The organism is Chryseobacterium sp. 22543, assembly GCF_052044565.1.
In the GTDB taxonomy this organism is placed as follows: domain Bacteria; phylum Bacteroidota; class Bacteroidia; order Flavobacteriales; family Weeksellaceae; genus Chryseobacterium.
The window spans coordinates 150,095-168,816 of the sequence record NZ_JBQENH010000007.1; the positions used below are offsets into that span (position 1 = coordinate 150,095).

Below are 18,722 nucleotides of genomic sequence, written 5' to 3' on the forward strand. Positions count from 1 at the left end.
ATTATGGAGGGTACGCTTATTTACAACTACTCAGGAACATCCTCTTTAGTAAGGAAAGATGTGCTTGAAGAACTTTTTCTCGCTAAATACAGTGAGGTCCATAAAAATACCGATGTCCCATGTTTTTTCTGGGGGAATGTCAGGCAGCCTTTTATTTTAGCACGCTGCCTGATTGCACTTTCCAATATTGTGAAATCCAGTTTTAATCTGTCTCCGTTTCAGATGGGACTTCTCAAAGATCCAATAGTAACAGCCGGAAATCAAAAATTACGCTTTGAAGGTTTTTCTCACTGTGCCGGAGTCTACGCAAGAGTTGATATACTGCCTGATGGTTTGGAAGGAGAATTTCTGGAAAACGGAACTACAAATGTAGATTTTAACCAGCCTATGATAACAGCCCTGGGAAGTATCCGCCCGAATGAAAAAATTATGCTTTCCGTAGGTGAAAAAGAAGTGGCTCTGTATAAAGAAGAAGAAAAAGTAATAGAAAGAAAAGTCCCTTTGCCATCAAAATGGATTAAAGGACTGGGAACGGTTCAGGTTTATTTATCAGAATCTGAAAAACGATATGCTTTTAATAAAATCCAGACACAGCAGCTGTTCCGGGGAATGCCGAAAGGAACTATAAAGTCCGATTATTATCTGATTGTGAGAGGAAATAAACCCTTTTTTTCTCCGGTAAAATCTGCAGATGCTGTTTGTATAGGCGGGCTTCACAGGCTTCGTCTTTTAGAGCCTCTGCTTCCTTATATTGATTCTATGCAGGTTTTTCCACATTCTAATATGCAGTCTACAACATGGCAGCTTTATATGGGACATATCAGATTCTGCTTTTCTTTGTCAAGAGAGTGCTGGAGAGGTTTCTCAGGAGAAGGTGCTGTATTGGAAAGCCTGATTTCTGAAGTCTCTGATGAGTGGATTGATGCTTTGGATAAGTATGCCTATGCCAATCAATCTTTTAATCCCTCCATGTTTGCTCTGAAGGAAAATCTGAGTTTCAGTAAAGCTGATAATGTTACAGGAAGACTTGCTGCAATGGGATTACTGGGCTATGACCTTGATGATCATGAATTTTTCTACCGCAGACTTCCTTTTAAATTGAGCCGTATTATTGGCCTCAACCCCCGTATAAAAAATGCCGAAAAGTTGATAGAATGCGGAAAAGTAGAAATTTTAAATAACAACAAAGAAAGAACAGAAGCCAGAGTAGAAGGAACCGGTGTGCACCATACAGTAATCATTGAAGAAGAAAAAGAACGCTGTACCTGCGAATGGTTTAGTAAGTATCAAGGAGAAAGAGGTCCCTGTAAACACGTGTTGGCAGTGAAGAAACTGGTAAACAGTTAAAAAGTTCTCCTATCTGATTTTATTATCTTGTTGACAGTAGCAAGGACACAAAAATTTTGTATCCCCTCATAACTTTGATTTCTTGTGCCTGTGCGTTATTTCAGTAGCTGACAGGTATTTTCATCTCAATCTTTTACCTGTCTCATCCATTCCTCATAGCTAAGTACCCCCAATTCCGGTTTACTTTCTCCTTCAAGAATAGAGATAAACTCAAGCTGGTTTCCATCCGGATCATTGAAATAAATAGCCAGTGCCGGCATCCATGCAAATACCATTGGTTCAACACTTCCATTTTTTAAGAAATTGTAGGGCTTTAAATCTTTATTTTCTAAAAACTCCACTGAATAGTTTAAAATATCTTCCTTACTGCTGGAAAAGGCAAAATGTCTGGTCTGAAGATTCTCCTTCTGCTCCCACAATCCCAACATAAATTCTTTCTCTTCTCCAACCCATAAAAAAGCAATAGGTCTTGTTTCATCTCTATGAGCCAGTTTCAATCCTAATACTTTCGTATAAAACTGTATTGCATTTTCCAGATTGCTCACCTGGACATGAGTTTCATATATTCCCTTAATCATAGCTTAATTTTAATGACAAAGCTAGAAAACCCTTTCTGAAAAACAGATCAGAGATGATTTCTTTAATGAAAATGAATGATAGAAGGATTTTATAATTAGGGATTAGAGATTAGGTTGTTGGTAAATATCACTATCTGTTTTCAAAATCAATTCAATAGAGGTGGGCTTTAACCCGCCTTACAAGCAACTCATTCATCCGGCTTCAGCCAAAATTTAAAAATCTGCATGAATTTTTTAAAAATATTCAATGTATTAGATCTAATCCCCAATTAAAGAAAAAAAACAAAGAAAAATTTTCTACGCAAAAAGGTTGCGCAATACTGTTTTTACTTTGCATCAGAAATCAGAGAGGAAGTACCAATCTTTCCAATGTTTAACCAAAAACAGTAACCATGAAATTTAATTTTTTTAAAAAAGAAACTAAAGTAGTATTGAACTACGAAGGTGAAAAAGCATATGCGATGACACCTGCCGAAGAATTGTATAGTGCTGTTGTTACAACAGGACTTTCAGATACCAACTATGAAAAAGGAAATGACAGATTGAAAAGAATCCAGTCTCTGATCAAAAAAAATGATCCCGAATTTGTAGCTAAACTGGCGGTGTATGCAAGAAAAGATATGTATTTGCGTTCCATTCCATTGGTATTGACTACCGAACTGGCGAAGCAGGCTTCCGGTACGGATCTGGTAAGTAAAACGGTAGATAAAGTAGTACAGAGAGCAGATGAAATTACAGAATTACTGGCGTACTACCAGCTTGCAAATAAAAGAACAGATACCAAAAAACTGAACAGACTGTCAAAGCAGATTCAGAAAGGTTTGGTAAAATCATTTAATAAATTCGATGAATATCAGTTTGCAAAATACAATAGGAAAGCAGAAGTAACTCTGAAAGACGCACTCTTTCTGGTTCATCCGAAAGCTAAAGATGAAAATCAACAATCTGTTTTCAATAAAATTGCCAATAATACATTGGAAACCCCTTATACATGGGAAGTTGAACTTTCTGTTTTGGGGCAGACGAAATTTGCAGATGATACAGAAAGAAAACTGGCTTTCAAAAACAAATGGGAAGAACTGATCTTCAGCAACAAATTGGGCTATATGGCAACCATGAGAAACCTGAGGAATATCCTGGAAGCCGGAGTATCATCTGATGCCATGAATAAAGTCTGCAGATATCTTTCTGATGAAAGAGCAGTATCCAATTCAAAGCAGCTCCCATTCCGATTTCTGGCGGCCTACAGAGAATTAAAGACTATAGATTCTCCTTATTTGGCTTCAGTATTGGAGGCATTGGAAGATGCTGTGGTAGTAAGTGCTAAAAATATCAAAGGCTTTGGTTTTGATACTTCGGTAGTTATCGCTGCGGATGTATCCGGTTCTATGCAGAAAGCAGTTTCCAATAAAAGTAAAATTTTGCTGTATGATATCGGTTTGCTGATGTCTATGAACTTGCAGTCACAATGTAAAAATGTGGTAACAGGTATCTTTGGTGACCGTTGGTTAAGAATTCCAATGCCTAAAAACGGTATTTTAAGAAATGTAGACGCATTTTATAAACGAGAAGGTGAAGTAGGCTATTCTACCAATGGTTATCTGGTCATCGAAGATCTGATCAAAAGAAAAGAACAGGTAGATAAAGTAATGCTTTTTACCGATACTCAGATGTGGAACAGCATTGGAAGCAGAAACTCTTTTGAAGACCTTTGGAATAGATATAAAGCCATCGCTCCTCATGCAAAACTGTATATTTTTGACCTGGCAGGTTATGGCCAACAGCCACTTGATGTCAGAAAGAATGATGTATACCTTATTGCAGGTTGGTCAGACAAAATTTTCGATGTGCTGAATGCTTTGGAAGACAAGAAATCTGCAGTGAAAATGATTCAAAAAGTAGTGCTGTAGTTGGCACTGCTTTTAAAAAATAACATAATAAATCAGTTGTAAATCCGTACGAGTTTAGAATTTTTATAGAGTTGAGGTTATTTTTAGCAAAAGTTTCCAAGTCTTGAATTTTTGGTTCTTTTGCTTCAAGGCGAAACGAACAAATGTTTAAATAAAAATAAACTACGTAAAAAGATTGCGTACATACAATATAATTTTGCAGTGTTAATACTATCGGTGCCGTTAGAAAGACATCCTTCGATTCCAAAAACAGACAGAGTCTTTCATATGATTGCCCGCTAGCTAACCAATGCCGTTGATAAGAGTTTCATCGTCAACTTCCAATTGAATATCAATTATTCTTATTATTAACTTGCTTGGTTTTTAATAAAAACATAACTACGTAAAAAGAATGCGCAGTAGCTATCTAAATTTGCAAAAGAAAAAAATAATAACCATGATTCATCATAAACCAAATCTGAAAGAAGCACTGTATTGAGGTTAATACTCAATACTTATGAAAAAAATTAAAGTGGTAAGACAAAAATTCGGATTCAATGAATATGGATTGATTGACTTTCCGAAGAAAATTTCCGGTGTACAGATTTCAAGAATTATGCACGGAGATGATATGGGTTGTTCATACTGTTTCCCACACGGTTATGAGGTGGTGAATGCAAAGTATACAAAATTCCAGCGAAACTGGAAGAAATATAGAAAAACTCAATGGAAAAATTAAAATCAGGTGCCGTTTTGGAATCATACTTCGAGTTAAGTCTTCAGATGTAGGTTCAATTCCTGCCATACCTGTTGTAAACGGAATGTAGCTCAAAAGATAGAGTAGAAGAAAAAGAAAAGATTCCGCCGTTTTGCCCTGATTATATAAAAGAGTGCCGTAGAGAATACTTACTTCGGTATAAGTTGGTTCGACTCCAGAATGTAAATGATCTTATATCAGTCTTTTTTGAACCTGGCTTCTTTTATTTAAATCACACTCATGAAAAAATAATAATAAAAAGGGCGAAATTTCCAGCGATGACAGCTATGGAAATGTGACATAGGAAACGGAGGCGTTAAAAAAATAAACTTTGCGAACGTTAAGAAAATTCTATTGTTTGAAGCGCGACACAGTAAAGGAAACGAAGAACTAATGGTAAATTCGCGCAAGTTTAGAATTTTTAGAGAGTAGAGATTATTTTTAGCCGGAGTTTCCAGGTCTTGAACTTTTAGTTCTTTTGCTTCAAGGCAAAACGAACAAAATTTAAATAAAAATAAGTGCGTAAATGGAATGCGCAGTGACAATATAATTTTGTAAAAAGAAAACGAATAACTATGAATAAACATAGAAAGCAAGTGTCGTAAAACAGAGTTACTTCTTTAGGGGTGGTAATACAGGTTCGAATCCTGTTCTGCAATCGCAGATAGTAGAAATGGTAACACCCCGTATAAGGCTCTGTTTGATTTAATTACCTTACTAAAATAAAAATCAAGTGTCGTCTTAGAATCATACTTCGAGATTGAATAAACATTGGGTCGCAGGTTCGAATCCTGCCTTTTCCCTCGAAAAGGAGAGGTAGCTCAGCAGGTAGAGCAAATGCACGGAAGATTCTGAAAAACATTACCTTGATTTGCATAAAAGAGTGCCGTAGAAAAGGCCTACTTCGGTTTAATTTGGTTCGACTCCAGAAGGTCATGAAAGTGATCTTGTACAAGTCTTTTCGAATCTTGCCTCTTTTTATTTTAAAATTAATAACAATGGATATACCAAGTAATCTGACCGAATTTTTATACTGGGTCAAAGAAAGTACTGAAAAACTATGGTTGGTAGATGATGAAAATTGTCCCAAAGGATTTTACGGAGCCAGATGGCAAGGGCTTTCTGAGGAACAGATTGACGATATTGAGAGAAAATATGAGGTCAGTTTTACTTCTGAACATAGAGAATTTCTAAAGATTCTTCATGCCATCGACAAAAAAGAAATTGTTGAATACGAAGATGAAGGAGAGCTGATTACAGAAGAATGTACCTTCTTTTATAATTGGCTTGAAAATGAAGAGGAAATTATCAGTCAAATAAAATGTTTTTACAAATGGGTGTGGGATGATATTATTAGTGTGAATTATGTTTGGCTGAAATCGTGGGGAGTAAAGCCTAATTCTTTAGAAAGAAAAAAAGAAATATTTGACGAGTGGTTTTCGAAACTTCCGCAGTTATTACCTGTTAGGAATTCAGCATGTGTTGTAAACAATGAGAACTTAAAATGGAATCCTGTAGTAAGCGTTAGTGGTTCGGATGTTAACATTCTGGGCTGGGATTTCAGAACTTATTTGCTATATGAGTTAAGAGAGCATCTTAATATTTATACAGATGTATATGATGAAGAAGATCAAATGTTCTACCCTGAAATTATTGATGAGGTACAACAAATATTTAATGAAAATTATAAATATGATGAAACTAAAGACATTCCTTATTTAAAGGAAATGATTCTTTACTGGTCTTCCGGATGGAGAGGGTTTGGGTTAAGTTATCACCCTGAAAATGCCAGAGTTCATCCTATCGTTAAATAAAACATATATAGCTGAGGAAGAAAAATAAAAACAAACAAGTGCCGTAGAAAAATGCTACTTCGCTCATCACGACGGGGTCACGGGTTCGAGTCCCGTCTCTTCCACAGAAAAAAATACGATGTACATAGGAAGAGTAGCTCAGTTGGTTAGAGCACGACTGCATTATTCGGTTGTTGCCTTGTTTTCATAAATCAGAAGCCGGAAGTGGGACGTTGAAAGATCTCTTTGTACATAATTTTCTATAAAGTCAGATCGATTTTCAGACTTTATCCTCTTTCTTCTCCCCACTTCCAGCTTCTTTATAGTACGATTATAAAGTATCGTTAGGAAAAAATTCATCGTAACGCAATTAAGGGAGGAATAACGAAGCCGGTCACTCCGGCAAGGTTATCCGGTTCGACTCCGGCAAACGAAAGCCCGGTTTTTTCCTTATCATTACCTTTAAAAAATGCCGGTAAATTATTTACCGGCACTTTTCATTGTATCAAGCTCTTCTTCAAACATGAGTTTCCATTTTGAAAGAGTAGTTCTGCTTATCTTATATTTTCTCGACATATAGCTTGTTGAATGACCATGCTTTTTCTGATACTGAAGCAGTTTTAACATAGTATGCCTGTCATAGGTTTTAAGTTTTTGATTTTCTCTGGACTGTTTGAACAGTTTTTCATTGAACTTCAGAACATCCTCACTGGTATTCAGTTTTTCAAGAAGTTCTTTGATTTTTGGGTCTTTCAGCTTTTCAGGATATTCCATCCTAAGCATATCCTGATAAATTTTTTTGTAATTGGGGCGCATGTCTTATCTGTTTATCCGTTTACATTATCGCTCTTCTGAAGCCATCTGTGAAGAGTGCTTTTCGGAATAGAATATTCTTTAATGACTTCATTTTGGGTCATTTCACCGGAAAGAATTCTTTTCATAATAAAATCTTTGATTTCCTGAGTGTAAATGTTTTTCCTGAAATAAGGCGTTTTTTCGGACTTCTGCTGGTTTTTGTTGATGGCAGAAGGAGGTGCATATAAAATTAAATGTGAGCTGTAAAGTCTGAAAAAATCATATTCCAATAATTTGCTCCATCTTAGAAGAAGATCCGTATCCATCGATTTGCTGTCATACATTACCTCGATTGCTCCTTCATCTTTACCTAAAAATTTACATATCCTTTCTATTGTTATTTCATTTTCATCTACCCTTTCCTTAATAAACTTTCCAATATGGATTTCTTTATATAACATTTTATTGAATATTATTCTTTTGTTTAAACTTATGTATCAAAAAAACGAAAATAGGTTTTATATATTATCTTATGTGTTGGGAAATGATTCACTTCAGTTTGAAATTGTTAAGAAATAGAAATTATGATGTAAGAATGTTAAATTGCGTTTAATAAGATGATGAGTCTTAAAAAACGGATATGTAACTTACCAAATAACTTAAAAACAGGTGGGTAGGAGTCACCTTAATGTACTTGGGATATATTCTTTATTTTCAATGGGTTTTCTCTTCTTCTCCTTCAAACTTCTCTTCCTGCCATTTGTGTAAATAATATATGACCTATTAAGGTTTTTATACAATTCTATGAGTTGAAGCTGTAGATAAATTGATATACAGCTTTTTACGCGTTGAATTCTTTAATTAGTACCAAATAATTGCTTATTCGGTTTCAAATGTAAACAAAAATAAGATGTAAAAAGAGATAGAAATGTAAAAATCATACTTTATATGCTTATTTTAATTAAAATTAACATATTATAAGAACTAATGTGTGAATTGCTTACATGTCATAGGTTTCACCATAGAAAAATGATAAAAAGAAAAATTGTATACCATAGGGACAGTCCATACCTTTGCAAATCAATGAAAAATACTATAGGCTTATTCGACTTTTCGAAGAAAATAAATTATAAAAATGAACTGCTGGCCGGTTTTACGGTAGCGATGACGATGATTCCCGAATCTCTTTCATTTGCTATCCTTGCCGGTTTGTCCCCGCTTACAGGGCTTTACGCCGCTTTTATGATGGGACTGGTAACAGCTGTTTTGGGAGGAAGACCGGGAATGGTTTCCGGAGGAGCTGGTGCAACCATTGTTGTATTGATTGCTCTCATAAAGTCTCATGGCATAGAATATCTTTTTGCTACTGTAGCACTGGCCGGAATACTTCAAATGCTCGTAGGTGTATTTAAATTGGGGAAATTTGTGAGACTGATTCCACAACCGGTTATGTATGGATTCCTGAACGGATTGGCCATTATTATCTTTATGGCGCAGGTGGAACAGTTCAAAACTACAGACAGCAGTGGAGCTGTAAACTGGCTGCAGGGAATGTCTTTGTATATAATGGCTGGTTTAACTGTCTTGACGATCGCCGTAGTCTACTTTTTTCCAAAGATAACGAAAGCAGTTCCTGCCTCTCTTGTAGCCATTATTATTGTCTTTGCTGTAGTTCTTGGATTTGATATTCCAACCAAAACAGTAGCAGATATTGCTCATATCAGTGGAAACCTTCCTGGTTTTCACATTCCGCAGATTCCTTTTTCTCTGGAAACTTTACAAATTATTTTTCCATATGCTTTAATTATGGCCGGAGTAGGTCTTATCGAATCTCTTCTGACATTATCCATGGTGGATGAAATCACAAATACAAAAGGAAGTGCAAATAAAGAATCCGTAGCACAGGGATTAGCCAATATTACCAACGGTTTCTTTGGTGGAATGGGTGGTTGTGCAATGGTAGCGCAGACTTTGGTCAATCTTAATGCAGGTTCAAGAGCGAGATTGTCAGGAATAATAGCATCGCTTCTTATTTTAATAATCATTTTGTGTGGAGCACCTGTCATTGAAAAAATTCCCATGGCTGCTTTGGTAGGAGTCATGATGATGGTAGCAATCAGTACTTTTCAATGGGTATCGATCAGGATTGTTAATAAAATGCCGAAATCAGATATTTTTGTTGGGGTTACTGTAGCTTTAATTACTGTGATTTTACATAACCTGGCTTTAGCTGTTTTAATTGGTGTTATCATCTCAGCATTGGTTTTTGCCTGGGATAATGCCAAAAGAATCAGGGCAAGAAAGCATGTAGATGAAAACGGAGTTAAATACTACGAAATATATGGACCTTTGTTTTTTGGTTCAGTGACAGCATTTACAGATAAATTTGATCCAATGAATGATCCAGAGCAAGTGATTGTTGATTTTAAAGAAAGCCGTATTGTGGATATGAGTGCGATAGAAGCGTTAGGTAAGCTATCTAACCGTTATAAAGAACAAAATAAAACATTACACTTAAGGCATCTCAGTGAAGACTGCCGGAAAATATTGAAAAATGCCGAAGCAGTAGTGGAAGTGAATATTCAGGAAGATCCAACTTATAAAGTGATGCCGGAAAAATAGGGCAGGAATCAATAGTGAATTGTTGTAGCATTTAGAAATTGACAAGCACAGCGAATTGACGATTGACCATTCACAATGTCACAGTCAATAGTGAATTGTTGTAGTATAAAAAATTGACAAGCGCAGCGGATTGACAATTGATCATTCACAAACAAGACAAGGACTGTAAGAAAAATCTACAGTCCTTGCTTGTTTAGGTGATTAATGTATTCGCGATAAAATCAGGCACTAAAGCATAGTGCGATAATCTCATGCTGATGGAAGCTCTTCCGCTCGTCAATGTTCTCAGATCAGAAATATATCCGAAAGTTGAAGCTAACGGAACTTCTGCTGCAAAAATCTTTCTTCCTGATTTTTCATCAATAGAAGTGATAATTCCTCTTCTTCTGTTGATATCCGCAGTAACAGCACCCGTGTATTCCTCAATACTTTGAATCTCTACCTGCATGATAGGTTCCATCAGTTTGGGATTACATCCTTTTGCTGCCGCTTTGAATCCTTCTCTTGCGGCAATTTCAAAATCAAATGCAGCAGAATCCTGAGCGTGGAAAGAACCATCCAGAAGAGTGACCTTCATGTTTTCCAGAGGATATCCCTTTAAAGGTCCGTTTTCCATAGCTTCTCTGAATCCTTTTTCAACAGAAGGAATAAATTCAGTGGGAATAACTCCTCCTTTGATCATATTGATAAATTCCAATCCATGTTCATGATCATTTCCTGGTCCAATTTCAAAGCTGATGTCAGCAAACTGACCACTTCCTCCGTTTTGTTTGGAAAGCTTTTCTCTGTGAACTTTGGTTTCCGTTAAGATCTCACGGTAAGAAACTTTAGGTTTTCCCCGATTAATTTCAATACCATGATTCAGACGGATCTTTTCCAAAGTGACCTCAAGGTGAAGCTCTCCTAATCCACTTAATAAAGTTTCTCCGGTTTGAGCGTCTCTTTCAACCACCAAAGAAGGATCTTCCTCCTGGATTTTTGCCAGTACCAAGCCAAAAGATTTCTCGTCGCCATTGGTTTTCGGTTCAATAGCTATCCTGATAACAGGAGTTGGAATTGTAATCGCTTCCAATAATATCGGTTTATCCGAAGAAGATAAAGAATCTCCGGTTTTGGCATCCTTTATTCCGGTTAAAGCAACAATATCTCCTGCTTTAGCTTCTTCCAACGATAACGTTTTATCCGACTGCATTTGTAAGATTCTTGAAATCCTGAAGGTTTCACCCGTTCTTACATTCAATAAAGTATCCCCTGATTTTATCGTTCCGGAATATACACGAAGCATAGCCAGCCTGCCCATATGTTTATCAATCAATACTTTGAAAACAAGCCCTGAAAAAGCAGCAGCTTCATTTCTTTCCAATGTTATCATTTCCTGTGTGTGAGGGTCTTTTCCCTGCAGGTCAGCAAGCTGATCAGGAGCCGGAAGATAAGTTACGACAGCATCAAGTAGAGGCTGGATTCCTTTATTTTTAAAAGCAGAACCACATAAAACGAGAACAGCCGATCCGGATCTGCAGACTCTTTGTATAGCTTCCGAAATCATTTCAACGGTGATGTTTTGTTCATTATCCATAAAGATTTCAAAGAAAGTCTCATCGTATTCTGCAAGCGTTTCCAGTAAGGTTGTTCTGTATTCATCTGCCTCAGCAATAGAATTGTCAGGGATTTCTTTTTCCACAATGGTTTCTCCGTTTTCATCGGCCCAGTATAAAGCTTTCATTTTGATAAGATCAATAACGCCTTCAAAATGTACTTCAGCTCCAATCGGAATCTGAAGAGCCATAGGAACAGCATTCAGTTTGTTTCTTATATCATTGAGAACCGCAAAAAAGTTTGCCCCAACTCTGTCCATTTTATTGATGAAACAAACTTTGGAGATTCCGTGTTTTTCTGCCTGAAACCAAACATTCTCAGTTTGTGGCTGAACACCGGAAGAGGCACAGAAAACGGCAACAACGCTATCCAGAACCCTTAGAGAACGTTCCACTTCCACCGCAAAATCAATGTGTCCCGGAGTGTCAATAAGGTTGATATTGTACACATTATTATCTTTTTTCCATTGGGTAGAAATTGCAGCAGAAGAAATCGTAATCCCTCTGTTTCTTTCCTGAATATCTTTATCCATGGTGGTATTTCCATCATCTACATTACCGATTTTATGAATGAGTCCTGTGTAATAAAGAATTCGTTCCGATAAAGTTGTTTTTCCCGCATCTACATGTGCTATGATCCCTATATTTCGTGTATTGTATTTCATTTTGTTTGATTTAAGTTGTTGATTTTTAGATCTGTATTTTGAAAAGGGTCTGAAAAAAATGAGCACAAAATACACTCCGGTCTCATAAAGCCGGTAAAACATTTTTTGTATTTTGTATCAAAGAGAAATTTTCAGAGATCTTAACAAATAACAGAAGTTTTTTGAATTGTTAAAGTCTGAAAATAGGGCAGCAAAAAAGACCTATCCGAATAGATAGGTCTTCAATATATTTTTGGGTATAAAAGATCTATAGACTATTCAGATAAATATTCAGTGCTGCCAAAGAACACAGCTCTGACAGGATTGCTTAACGTTATAATATTTATCATTTTTGTTGACATTGTTGATTGTTAATCGGTTGCGAAATTATAATTTTTTTTTGATTTCCAAAGAATTTTTGAAAATATTTTTTTGTGGATTGATATTAAACACTTCGTCAATCATCTTCTGTGAATCTGTCAAAATTGTGAAATTTCATAAAAATATCTTAAAACAGATATCGAAGGTAATGCTTTTATGATAAATATTTTATCTTTGGGAAGAATAGTATTATAAACACTTGTTGATGATTAAAAAAATTTAAATCTTTTTCAAGAAGCTAATAAAAACTTTTAACTTAAAACCTATTGAAAACAGATATCGACATCCATAAACACTGTCATTTTTCCTTTGACCTGTGGCTCACTTTAATAAAATCTCATCCTGAATTTAAAACAAAAAGAGTTGAGCTGTTCTCCTCATTTTTCAATGTAGAAAAACCGATGAATGAAGTTGCGAAAACCGTAAAATATTATGATGATCTTTGCAATACCATTAATGAAGTGACAGGAGGGAATATAGACACTTTTGAGATTTATCTGATGATTCTTGGTTCTCTGGATGTAGATGTAAAACTTTTGAATAAAGAAAAGCTTAATGAGTTTTATAGTAAAAGTGAAGAATTGTTTCTGGAATACAGGCCGGTTGTGATTTTTGAAAATATTCACAATTTTTTTGAGAATATCAAAAATCAGGGAAAGACTATTAATATTCTGAGCAACACAGGGTTCATCAAGGGAAAAACCATGAGGAAATTTCTGATCCATGAAAAGCTGGATCAGTACATAGATTTTCATATCTATTCTGATGAAATTAACTGTTCCAAACCGAATCCGCTCATTTTCCAGGAAGTGAAAAATAACATCAAGGATCAGGATTTGCCGCTGCATCAGATCCTGCATATCGGAGACAATCTGGTAGCAGATTATCAGGGAGCAAAAGACTTCGGTTTCAGTGCACACTTACTTAAACACTAAAAATAAACATGAATAAAAGATACAGCTTACACCACATTCATTCGGCGGATGAGTTTACTTTCTCACCTGCGGAATACAGCTATTTCAAGTATGGCGATAAGTCGTATGCTGAAAAATTTGCAAGAGAATTATTCGACGGATTTATTTCTGAAAATGAGGAGCTTTTTAATACTGATAAAGAGATTGTAGTGCTGCCAAGCCCATATATGGCGATTCCTACAGCTTCCAACTTTTTATGCTTTTACTTTAAGAAACATCTGGATTTTTATCTGTTTCAGAAAGGAAAGAAGTCGAGTATTTTATCTAAGATCAATCGTAATCACACTTATATTACAGATTATGGGAATCTGAATTTTGAAGATCGGAAAAATCTGATCGCAAATGATACTTATTATATTGATAAGGATTTTTTGAGAGGAAAACTTTGTATTTTTATAGACGATATAAAAATCACGGGAAGCCATGAATATACAGTCAACAGAATTCTGAATGAATATAGTGTAGAAGCAGACTTTATATTCATGTATTACGCTGAACTGATGAATTTTGACCTTGATCCTAAAATTGAAAACTTTTTCAATTACTATGCCGTGAAAAATGTAAAACATGTTGCAGAAGTGATGAACAAAGAAAGTTTTCAGTTCAATACAAGGATTGTAAAATATATTTTAGGCCTGGATTCAAGTAATTTTGATTATCTTACGTCTAAAGTAAAAAAAGAACAGATGGATCTGCTTTTGGAGCTGGCTATCAGCAACAATTATCATTTAATAAAAGAATACGAAAATAACATCAATACTTTAACACAAACGGAATTATATTATGGCTATTAACTTACAAAAAGGACAAAGAGAAAATATTAACGCACCTAAATTTACTGTAGGTTTAGGATGGGATATCAATAATACTTCTACAGGAACAGGATTCGACCTTGATGCATCTTTATTTTTGCTGGGGGACGACAAAAAATTAGTTTCAGATAACCACTTTATTTTCTATAACAACCTTGAGTCTCCGGACAAATCTGTAATTCACACAGGAGATAATCTTACAGGAGAAGGGTCAGGTGATGATGAGCAGATCAAAATTGATCTTACAAAAATTGATGATGCGATCAAAGAAATTACAGTAGTGGTAACCATTCACGAAGCAGATTCAAGGAAACAAAATTTTGGACAGGTAAGAAATTCTTTCATCAGAATTTTCAATACAGATACGAATGAAGAGATCTTAAAATATGAATTAGACGAAGATTTCTCAATCGAAACCGCTGTAGAATTCGGAAGAATCTACAACAGAAACGGAGAATGGAAATTTGAGGCTGTAGGTGCAGGACAAAGAGATGGCCTTGACAAATTTGTATCAATTTATCAGAAGTAATCATGGACAATAAGGAAAATCAACCCATAGATCCACTAGGATCAATAGAACCTCTTAAAACCTTTGAACCTACTCCAATGGTTCCGCCAACACCGGCTCAGCCTGTCCAAAACGCAGCGCCGGCGGTTCTTGTAGACAGAGAAGGAAATGTAAATCTGACGCAGCTGCAGTCAGAAGAACGTCAGAAATATGAAGTTCTGGCGAACTCTATTGATGAAGCTAATCCTGGTTCCATCGTGAATTTTGGGGCGGAACTTCAGAAAACATTAACCAACCAGAGTGACAGCTTCTTAGGAAACGTAAGAAGATCCAATTCAGGTGAAGTAGGAGGGCTTATCAATGATCTTTTGGTAGAGCTTAATTATGTGGATGTTGAAGAGCTTAATGGAAATAAAGTGAAAAGTTTCCTAAGTAAATTACCATTCATGAAAAAGGTAATAACTCAGGTAGAGAACTTGTTTACAAAATATGATAAGATCATCAATAATATTGAGCAGATCTCTTATAAAGTAAACGCAGGAATCATTACTTCCACAAAAGATAATGCTGTACTTCAGACTATCTTTGAAAGCAATGTGAATTCTATCAAGCAGATTGAAGATCTTGTGATTGCAGGAAATCTAAGAATGGAAAGAGCTGCAGTAGAACTTGCTCAGATGGAAACTGCCCCTCAGAATTTTCAGGATTATCAGATTGCAGATAAAAGAGATTTTATCGCACGATTAGACAGAAGAATGGCTGATCTTAAGGTGGTGCGTGTGATCATGATGCAGTCGCTTCCACAGATCAGGCTCGTACAGAATAACAACGTTTCTATTGCTGAAAAAGCACAGACTATTCTTACCACTACACTTCCTGTATGGAAAAACCAGCTTTCACTTGCTGTGGCGATGTACAGACAGCAGCAGAATATTGAGATCCAGCAGAAAGTGTCTTCTACTACAGAAGAGATCTTAAGAAAGAATGCGGAACGTCTTGGACAGAATTCTGTGAATGTTGCCAGAGCGAACGAGCAGACTATCGTATCTGTGGAAACATTAAAAGAAACAACATCAATGCTTATCAATACATTGAATGAAGTGAAACAAATCCAGAAACAGGGAGCAGATAACAGAAGAAAACTGGATCAGGATCTTCAGACATTGGAGCATGAACTTAAAGCGAATGTCAGAGGTTAATTTATAGAATACTAAGGTGGGGGATGATGCAGCAACCATATTGTCGCAAAGCAAAAGAAGATTAACAAAGCTTAAGCTTCTTGCTAATTTTTTTGAACATATTGATATCATATCAATCTATATCAAAACAGATATTATCCACAATCTGTTTCAGGAAAATACAGCTTTAGATTACAATAAACTGGAACTTTTTCACCTGCAGTATACAGATAGTCTCATAGAGCTTCTGACTAAAATTAAAAAGCAGAAGGAAAATGATATGCTGGCGGTCATCAATGAAATTAACATCAACAGTAAATATATTTCAGGTTTTGAAGAAAGACGGGTAGATAGCTTTCAGACCGACAGGAAAATGTACAGCGGTGTATTTTCCCAGCATCTGAAAACTTTGTATAAAGATCTTACGGAAGATAGTTTTACGGCCAATTGGGATAATGTATTATACTTTCATAAAAAATATGCTCAGGAATTTTATAGAGCGGAAGCAGATGAAACACTGCTGAAATCCGATTCATTTCCCGCATATCAGTATAAAGATTACTCCATTGAAAGAAAACTGTTGGGAAGGCTTAATATACAAGTGTTTAAAGTCCGTTTTGTATGTGGTTACCTCATAGGAACCCATGATTATGAACTTTTCAAAATCTTTCAGTCTGATGATCATTTTATTTTCAGTGTTGACGAAAAGAAATTGTATCTTTTTGACAAAGAACTGGACAAGCTGGATATTTCTGAAAATCAATCTAATCAGAGTTCCATTATTGATCAGTTGAGAAGCAAAAATGAACAGCTGGAACATAGTATGAGCGAAAGAAAACGTACTTTACCGGCAGAAGTGGAAGGTGTTTTGAAAGATTATATCAAAAACCTGGAAAATATAGATATTATGAGCAAAATATTTGATTTTGACGAAGAAACAAATATTCTGCGGGCAATGCTTAATTTGAATTTAAATAATAACTAAGACGAAATTTGAAAAGCAAAGAAGATTCGCTTTTTTGCAAAATGTAAATAACAACTAAACATAAAAAGATGGCTATCAACTTACAAAAAGGTCAGAGAATTAACCTTAAAAAAGAAAATGGAGCTGAGCTTTCCCAAGCTTGTGTAGGAATCAACTGGGGAGCAATTGAAAAGAAAGGATTTTTTGGAACTAAAAAAGAAGCAGTAGACTTAGACGGAAGCTGTATTTTATATGATTCAAACAAAAACGTTACTGAAGTAATCTATTTTGGAAATCTTAAATCCAGAAACGGATCTGTAAAACACAGCGGAGATGATCTTACCGGTGACGTAAACGGAGATGACGGATTGGATAACGAGGTGATCACAGTAGATTTCAGCCAGCTGGAGCCGAATGTAGAGCACGTAGCACTGGTACTGAACAGCTATAGAGGCCAGGACTTCGGAACAATTCCTTTTGCTTCTATCCGTATTTATGAAGGAACACCTACCAATGTGAGAGAAGTGTTTGCAAAATATGATATTGCAAATGATGCTTCTTTCAACGGACATGTTGCCATGGTAATGGGTGTTTTCTATAAGAGAAACGGAGAATGGAAATTCAACGCTATCGGAGATCCTACAGCAGACAAAAAGCTGGAGCAGACGATCCAGACGGTACAGATGAATTATCTATAATCAATTGTAAATCAAAAGATAAATAAAATAGCAATATTTGTACTCTGTACATCTATTGCTTTTATCATATAATAACATAACTCACGTGGAACATCAAAGTATTTTAGAACTGCACCCAGGTCTGGTGTGGGGATTTGCAATAACAGTCGTTATCATGCTGCTCCTGGACTTAGGGGTATTTAATAAAAAAAGTCATGAAGTCTCTTCCAAAGAAGCTACCATATGGTCTATCGTGTGGATTTCGCTTTCAATGGTTTTTTCAGGAGTGGTGTATTGGGTATTCAATACCGATGGAAGCCCTGAAAGCCATGCTTTGGCAATAGAAAAATTTACACAGTATCAGGCCGCCTATTGGATTGAAAAAGCCTTGTCTGTAGATAATTTATTTGTATTTATCCTTGTTTTCGGTTTCTTCAAAGTTCCGAAATACCTTCATCACAAGGTTCTTTTCTGGGGAATCATCGGTGCATTGATCTTCAGGGCTATATTCATCTTTGCAGGAGTAGGATTGATCAATCTGACTTATCTTCCTGAAATGAATATTTTTGGTAAAGCTGTACAAATCAATATCGTTATGGCACTGTTCGGATTATTTCTTGTGTATGCGGGTATCAAATCATGGGGCGACGGTGGCGACGATGACGACGAAGATTACAGCAATACAGCAGGAGCAAGACTGATCAAGAGTTTCTGGAAAGTTTCTGACAACTATGACGGAGATAAATTCTTCACCATTCAGAACGGAATCAAAATGGCAACTCCTCTTTTAGTGGTAGTAGGGGTTATCGAATTTACTGACGTTCTTTTCGCGGTAGACTCTATTCCGGCTATTTTTGCGATTTCTAATGACCCTTTCATCCTTTATACATCGAATATCTTTGCGATTTTAGGATTAAGATCATTATATTTCCTGTTAGCGAACTTTATCCACATGTTCAGCAAACTTCCTTATGGATTGGCGATTATCCTTTCCTTCATTGGAGTTAAAATGCTTATTGCACCATGGATTCATATTACGTCTCCGGTTTCTTTAGGAATTGTAGGAGGAGTATTAGTGATCTCTGTTCTTTTATCCATCATCTTCCCTGAAAAAGAAGAAGAGAAGAAAGAAGAATTAGAAGAAAAATAATTTTATTTAAAAATATATATAAAAGCCTCCGGAATTCAATTCTGGAGGCTTTTTTGTT

The 18,722-nt window shown here is 35.9% G+C and carries 16 protein-coding genes; 12 read left to right on the forward strand and 4 right to left on the reverse strand.

Annotation, left to right across the window (positions count from 1 at the left end; genetic code table 11):
• Positions 1 to 3: 3 nt before the first annotated feature.
• Positions 4 to 1,347 carry an SWIM zinc finger family protein gene (locus ACTJIP_RS20745; protein WP_077413927.1) on the forward strand — a complete coding sequence of 448 codons (1,344 nt, stop codon included), beginning with the start codon at positions 4 to 6 and terminating at the stop codon, positions 1,345 to 1,347.
• Between the two features lie 125 nt (positions 1,348 to 1,472).
• Here the strand turns inward: ACTJIP_RS20745 and ACTJIP_RS20750 are convergent, their stop codons facing one another.
• Positions 1,473 to 1,925, reverse strand: coding sequence for a VOC family protein (locus tag ACTJIP_RS20750; RefSeq protein WP_077413928.1), 453 nt, complete (start codon positions 1,923 to 1,925; stop codon positions 1,473 to 1,475).
• A gap of 392 nt (positions 1,926 to 2,317) precedes the next feature.
• Between ACTJIP_RS20750 and ACTJIP_RS20755 the strand changes: the two genes are divergently transcribed.
• From ACTJIP_RS20755 to ACTJIP_RS20765, 3 genes are all read left to right on the forward strand, one after another.
• Positions 2,318 to 3,835 (forward strand): TROVE domain-containing protein, encoded by a 1,518-nt coding sequence (locus ACTJIP_RS20755; protein WP_077413929.1) that lies wholly within the window; start codon positions 2,318 to 2,320, stop codon positions 3,833 to 3,835.
• Positions 3,836 to 4,331: 496 nt separating this feature from the next.
• Complete coding sequence (locus ACTJIP_RS20760) at positions 4,332 to 4,553, forward strand: phosphate ABC transporter substrate-binding protein (protein ID WP_077413930.1); 222 nt, start codon at positions 4,332 to 4,334, stop codon at positions 4,551 to 4,553.
• A gap of 1,016 nt (positions 4,554 to 5,569) precedes the next feature.
• On the forward strand, positions 5,570 to 6,385 hold the full coding sequence (locus ACTJIP_RS20765) for a hypothetical protein (protein ID WP_077413931.1): 816 nt from the start codon (positions 5,570 to 5,572) through the stop codon (positions 6,383 to 6,385).
• Between the two features lie 459 nt (positions 6,386 to 6,844).
• On the opposite strand, the gene ACTJIP_RS20770 is transcribed toward ACTJIP_RS20765, so the two are convergent.
• Together ACTJIP_RS20770 and ACTJIP_RS20775 are read right to left on the reverse strand one after the other, a co-directional pair.
• Positions 6,845 to 7,180 (reverse strand): helix-turn-helix domain-containing protein, encoded by a 336-nt coding sequence (locus ACTJIP_RS20770; RefSeq protein ID WP_428169183.1) that lies wholly within the window; start codon positions 7,178 to 7,180, stop codon positions 6,845 to 6,847.
• An 11-nt stretch (positions 7,181 to 7,191) separates the two neighbouring features.
• On the reverse strand, positions 7,192 to 7,620 hold the full coding sequence (locus ACTJIP_RS20775) for a helix-turn-helix domain-containing protein (RefSeq protein ID WP_077413933.1): 429 nt from the start codon (positions 7,618 to 7,620) through the stop codon (positions 7,192 to 7,194).
• 622 nt (positions 7,621 to 8,242) lie between these two features.
• Here ACTJIP_RS20775 and ACTJIP_RS20780 point away from each other — a divergent pair.
• The gene (locus tag ACTJIP_RS20780; RefSeq protein ID WP_180565183.1) at positions 8,243 to 9,781 is read left to right on the forward strand and encodes a SulP family inorganic anion transporter; all 1,539 of its coding nucleotides are present in this window, start codon (positions 8,243 to 8,245) and stop codon (positions 9,779 to 9,781) included.
• Positions 9,782 to 9,974: 193 nt separating this feature from the next.
• On the opposite strand, the gene fusA is transcribed toward ACTJIP_RS20780, so the two are convergent.
• A complete protein-coding gene (gene fusA / locus ACTJIP_RS20785; RefSeq protein ID WP_440705042.1) occupies positions 9,975 to 12,041 on the reverse strand; it encodes an elongation factor G in 2,067 nt (688 codons plus the stop codon).
• A 626-nt stretch (positions 12,042 to 12,667) separates the two neighbouring features.
• Between fusA and ACTJIP_RS20790 the strand changes: the two genes are divergently transcribed.
• The 7 genes from ACTJIP_RS20790 to ACTJIP_RS20820 all read left to right on the forward strand — a co-directional run bounded on the left by ACTJIP_RS20790 (position 12,668) and on the right by ACTJIP_RS20820 (position 18,664).
• Entirely contained in the window at positions 12,668 to 13,336 is a 669-nt protein-coding gene (locus tag ACTJIP_RS20790; protein WP_440705043.1) for an HAD family hydrolase, read from the forward strand.
• Positions 13,337 to 13,344: 8 nt separating this feature from the next.
• Positions 13,345 to 14,169 (forward strand): phosphoribosyltransferase family protein, encoded by an 825-nt coding sequence (locus ACTJIP_RS20795; RefSeq protein ID WP_077413936.1) that lies wholly within the window; start codon positions 13,345 to 13,347, stop codon positions 14,167 to 14,169.
• On the forward strand, positions 14,159 to 14,716 hold the full coding sequence (locus tag ACTJIP_RS20800; protein WP_077413937.1) for a TerD family protein: 558 nt from the start codon (positions 14,159 to 14,161) through the stop codon (positions 14,714 to 14,716). The genes ACTJIP_RS20795 and ACTJIP_RS20800 overlap by 11 nt, the downstream gene beginning before the upstream one ends.
• A gap of 2 nt (positions 14,717 to 14,718) precedes the next feature.
• Entirely contained in the window at positions 14,719 to 15,894 is a 1,176-nt protein-coding gene (locus ACTJIP_RS20805; protein ID WP_180565185.1) for a toxic anion resistance protein, read from the forward strand.
• A 16-nt stretch (positions 15,895 to 15,910) separates the two neighbouring features.
• Complete coding sequence (locus ACTJIP_RS20810) at positions 15,911 to 16,858, forward strand: hypothetical protein (protein ID WP_428169179.1); 948 nt, start codon at positions 15,911 to 15,913, stop codon at positions 16,856 to 16,858.
• Between the two features lie 68 nt (positions 16,859 to 16,926).
• A complete protein-coding gene (locus ACTJIP_RS20815) occupies positions 16,927 to 17,535 on the forward strand; it encodes a TerD family protein (protein ID WP_077413939.1) in 609 nt (202 codons plus the stop codon).
• A gap of 85 nt (positions 17,536 to 17,620) precedes the next feature.
• The gene (locus ACTJIP_RS20820) at positions 17,621 to 18,664 is read left to right on the forward strand and encodes a TerC/Alx family metal homeostasis membrane protein (protein WP_047382297.1); all 1,044 of its coding nucleotides are present in this window, start codon (positions 17,621 to 17,623) and stop codon (positions 18,662 to 18,664) included.
• Positions 18,665 to 18,722 lie beyond the last annotated feature (58 nt).

Bases quoted from the DNA above. Each gene is read 5' to 3' on its own strand.
- ACTJIP_RS20745 (WP_077413927.1), top strand. From the start codon at position 4: ATGGAGGGTACGCTTATTTACAACTACTCAGGAACATCCTCTTTAGTA.
- ACTJIP_RS20750 (WP_077413928.1), bottom strand. From the start codon at position 1,925: ATGATTAAGGGAATATATGAAACTCATGTCCAGGTGAGCAATCTGGAA.
- ACTJIP_RS20755 (WP_077413929.1), top strand. From the start codon at position 2,318: ATGAAATTTAATTTTTTTAAAAAAGAAACTAAAGTAGTATTGAACTAC.
- ACTJIP_RS20760 (WP_077413930.1), top strand. From the start codon at position 4,332: ATGAAAAAAATTAAAGTGGTAAGACAAAAATTCGGATTCAATGAATAT.
- ACTJIP_RS20765 (WP_077413931.1), top strand. From the start codon at position 5,570: ATGGATATACCAAGTAATCTGACCGAATTTTTATACTGGGTCAAAGAA.
- ACTJIP_RS20770 (WP_428169183.1), bottom strand. From the start codon at position 7,180: ATGCGCCCCAATTACAAAAAAATTTATCAGGATATGCTTAGGATGGAA.
- ACTJIP_RS20775 (WP_077413933.1), bottom strand. From the start codon at position 7,620: ATGTTATATAAAGAAATCCATATTGGAAAGTTTATTAAGGAAAGGGTA.
- ACTJIP_RS20780 (WP_180565183.1), top strand. From the start codon at position 8,243: ATGAAAAATACTATAGGCTTATTCGACTTTTCGAAGAAAATAAATTAT.
- fusA (WP_440705042.1), bottom strand. From the start codon at position 12,041: ATGAAATACAATACACGAAATATAGGGATCATAGCACATGTAGATGCG.
- ACTJIP_RS20795 (WP_077413936.1), top strand. From the start codon at position 13,345: ATGAATAAAAGATACAGCTTACACCACATTCATTCGGCGGATGAGTTT.
- ACTJIP_RS20800 (WP_077413937.1), top strand. From the start codon at position 14,159: ATGGCTATTAACTTACAAAAAGGACAAAGAGAAAATATTAACGCACCT.
- ACTJIP_RS20805 (WP_180565185.1), top strand. From the start codon at position 14,719: ATGGACAATAAGGAAAATCAACCCATAGATCCACTAGGATCAATAGAA.
- ACTJIP_RS20815 (WP_077413939.1), top strand. From the start codon at position 16,927: ATGGCTATCAACTTACAAAAAGGTCAGAGAATTAACCTTAAAAAAGAA.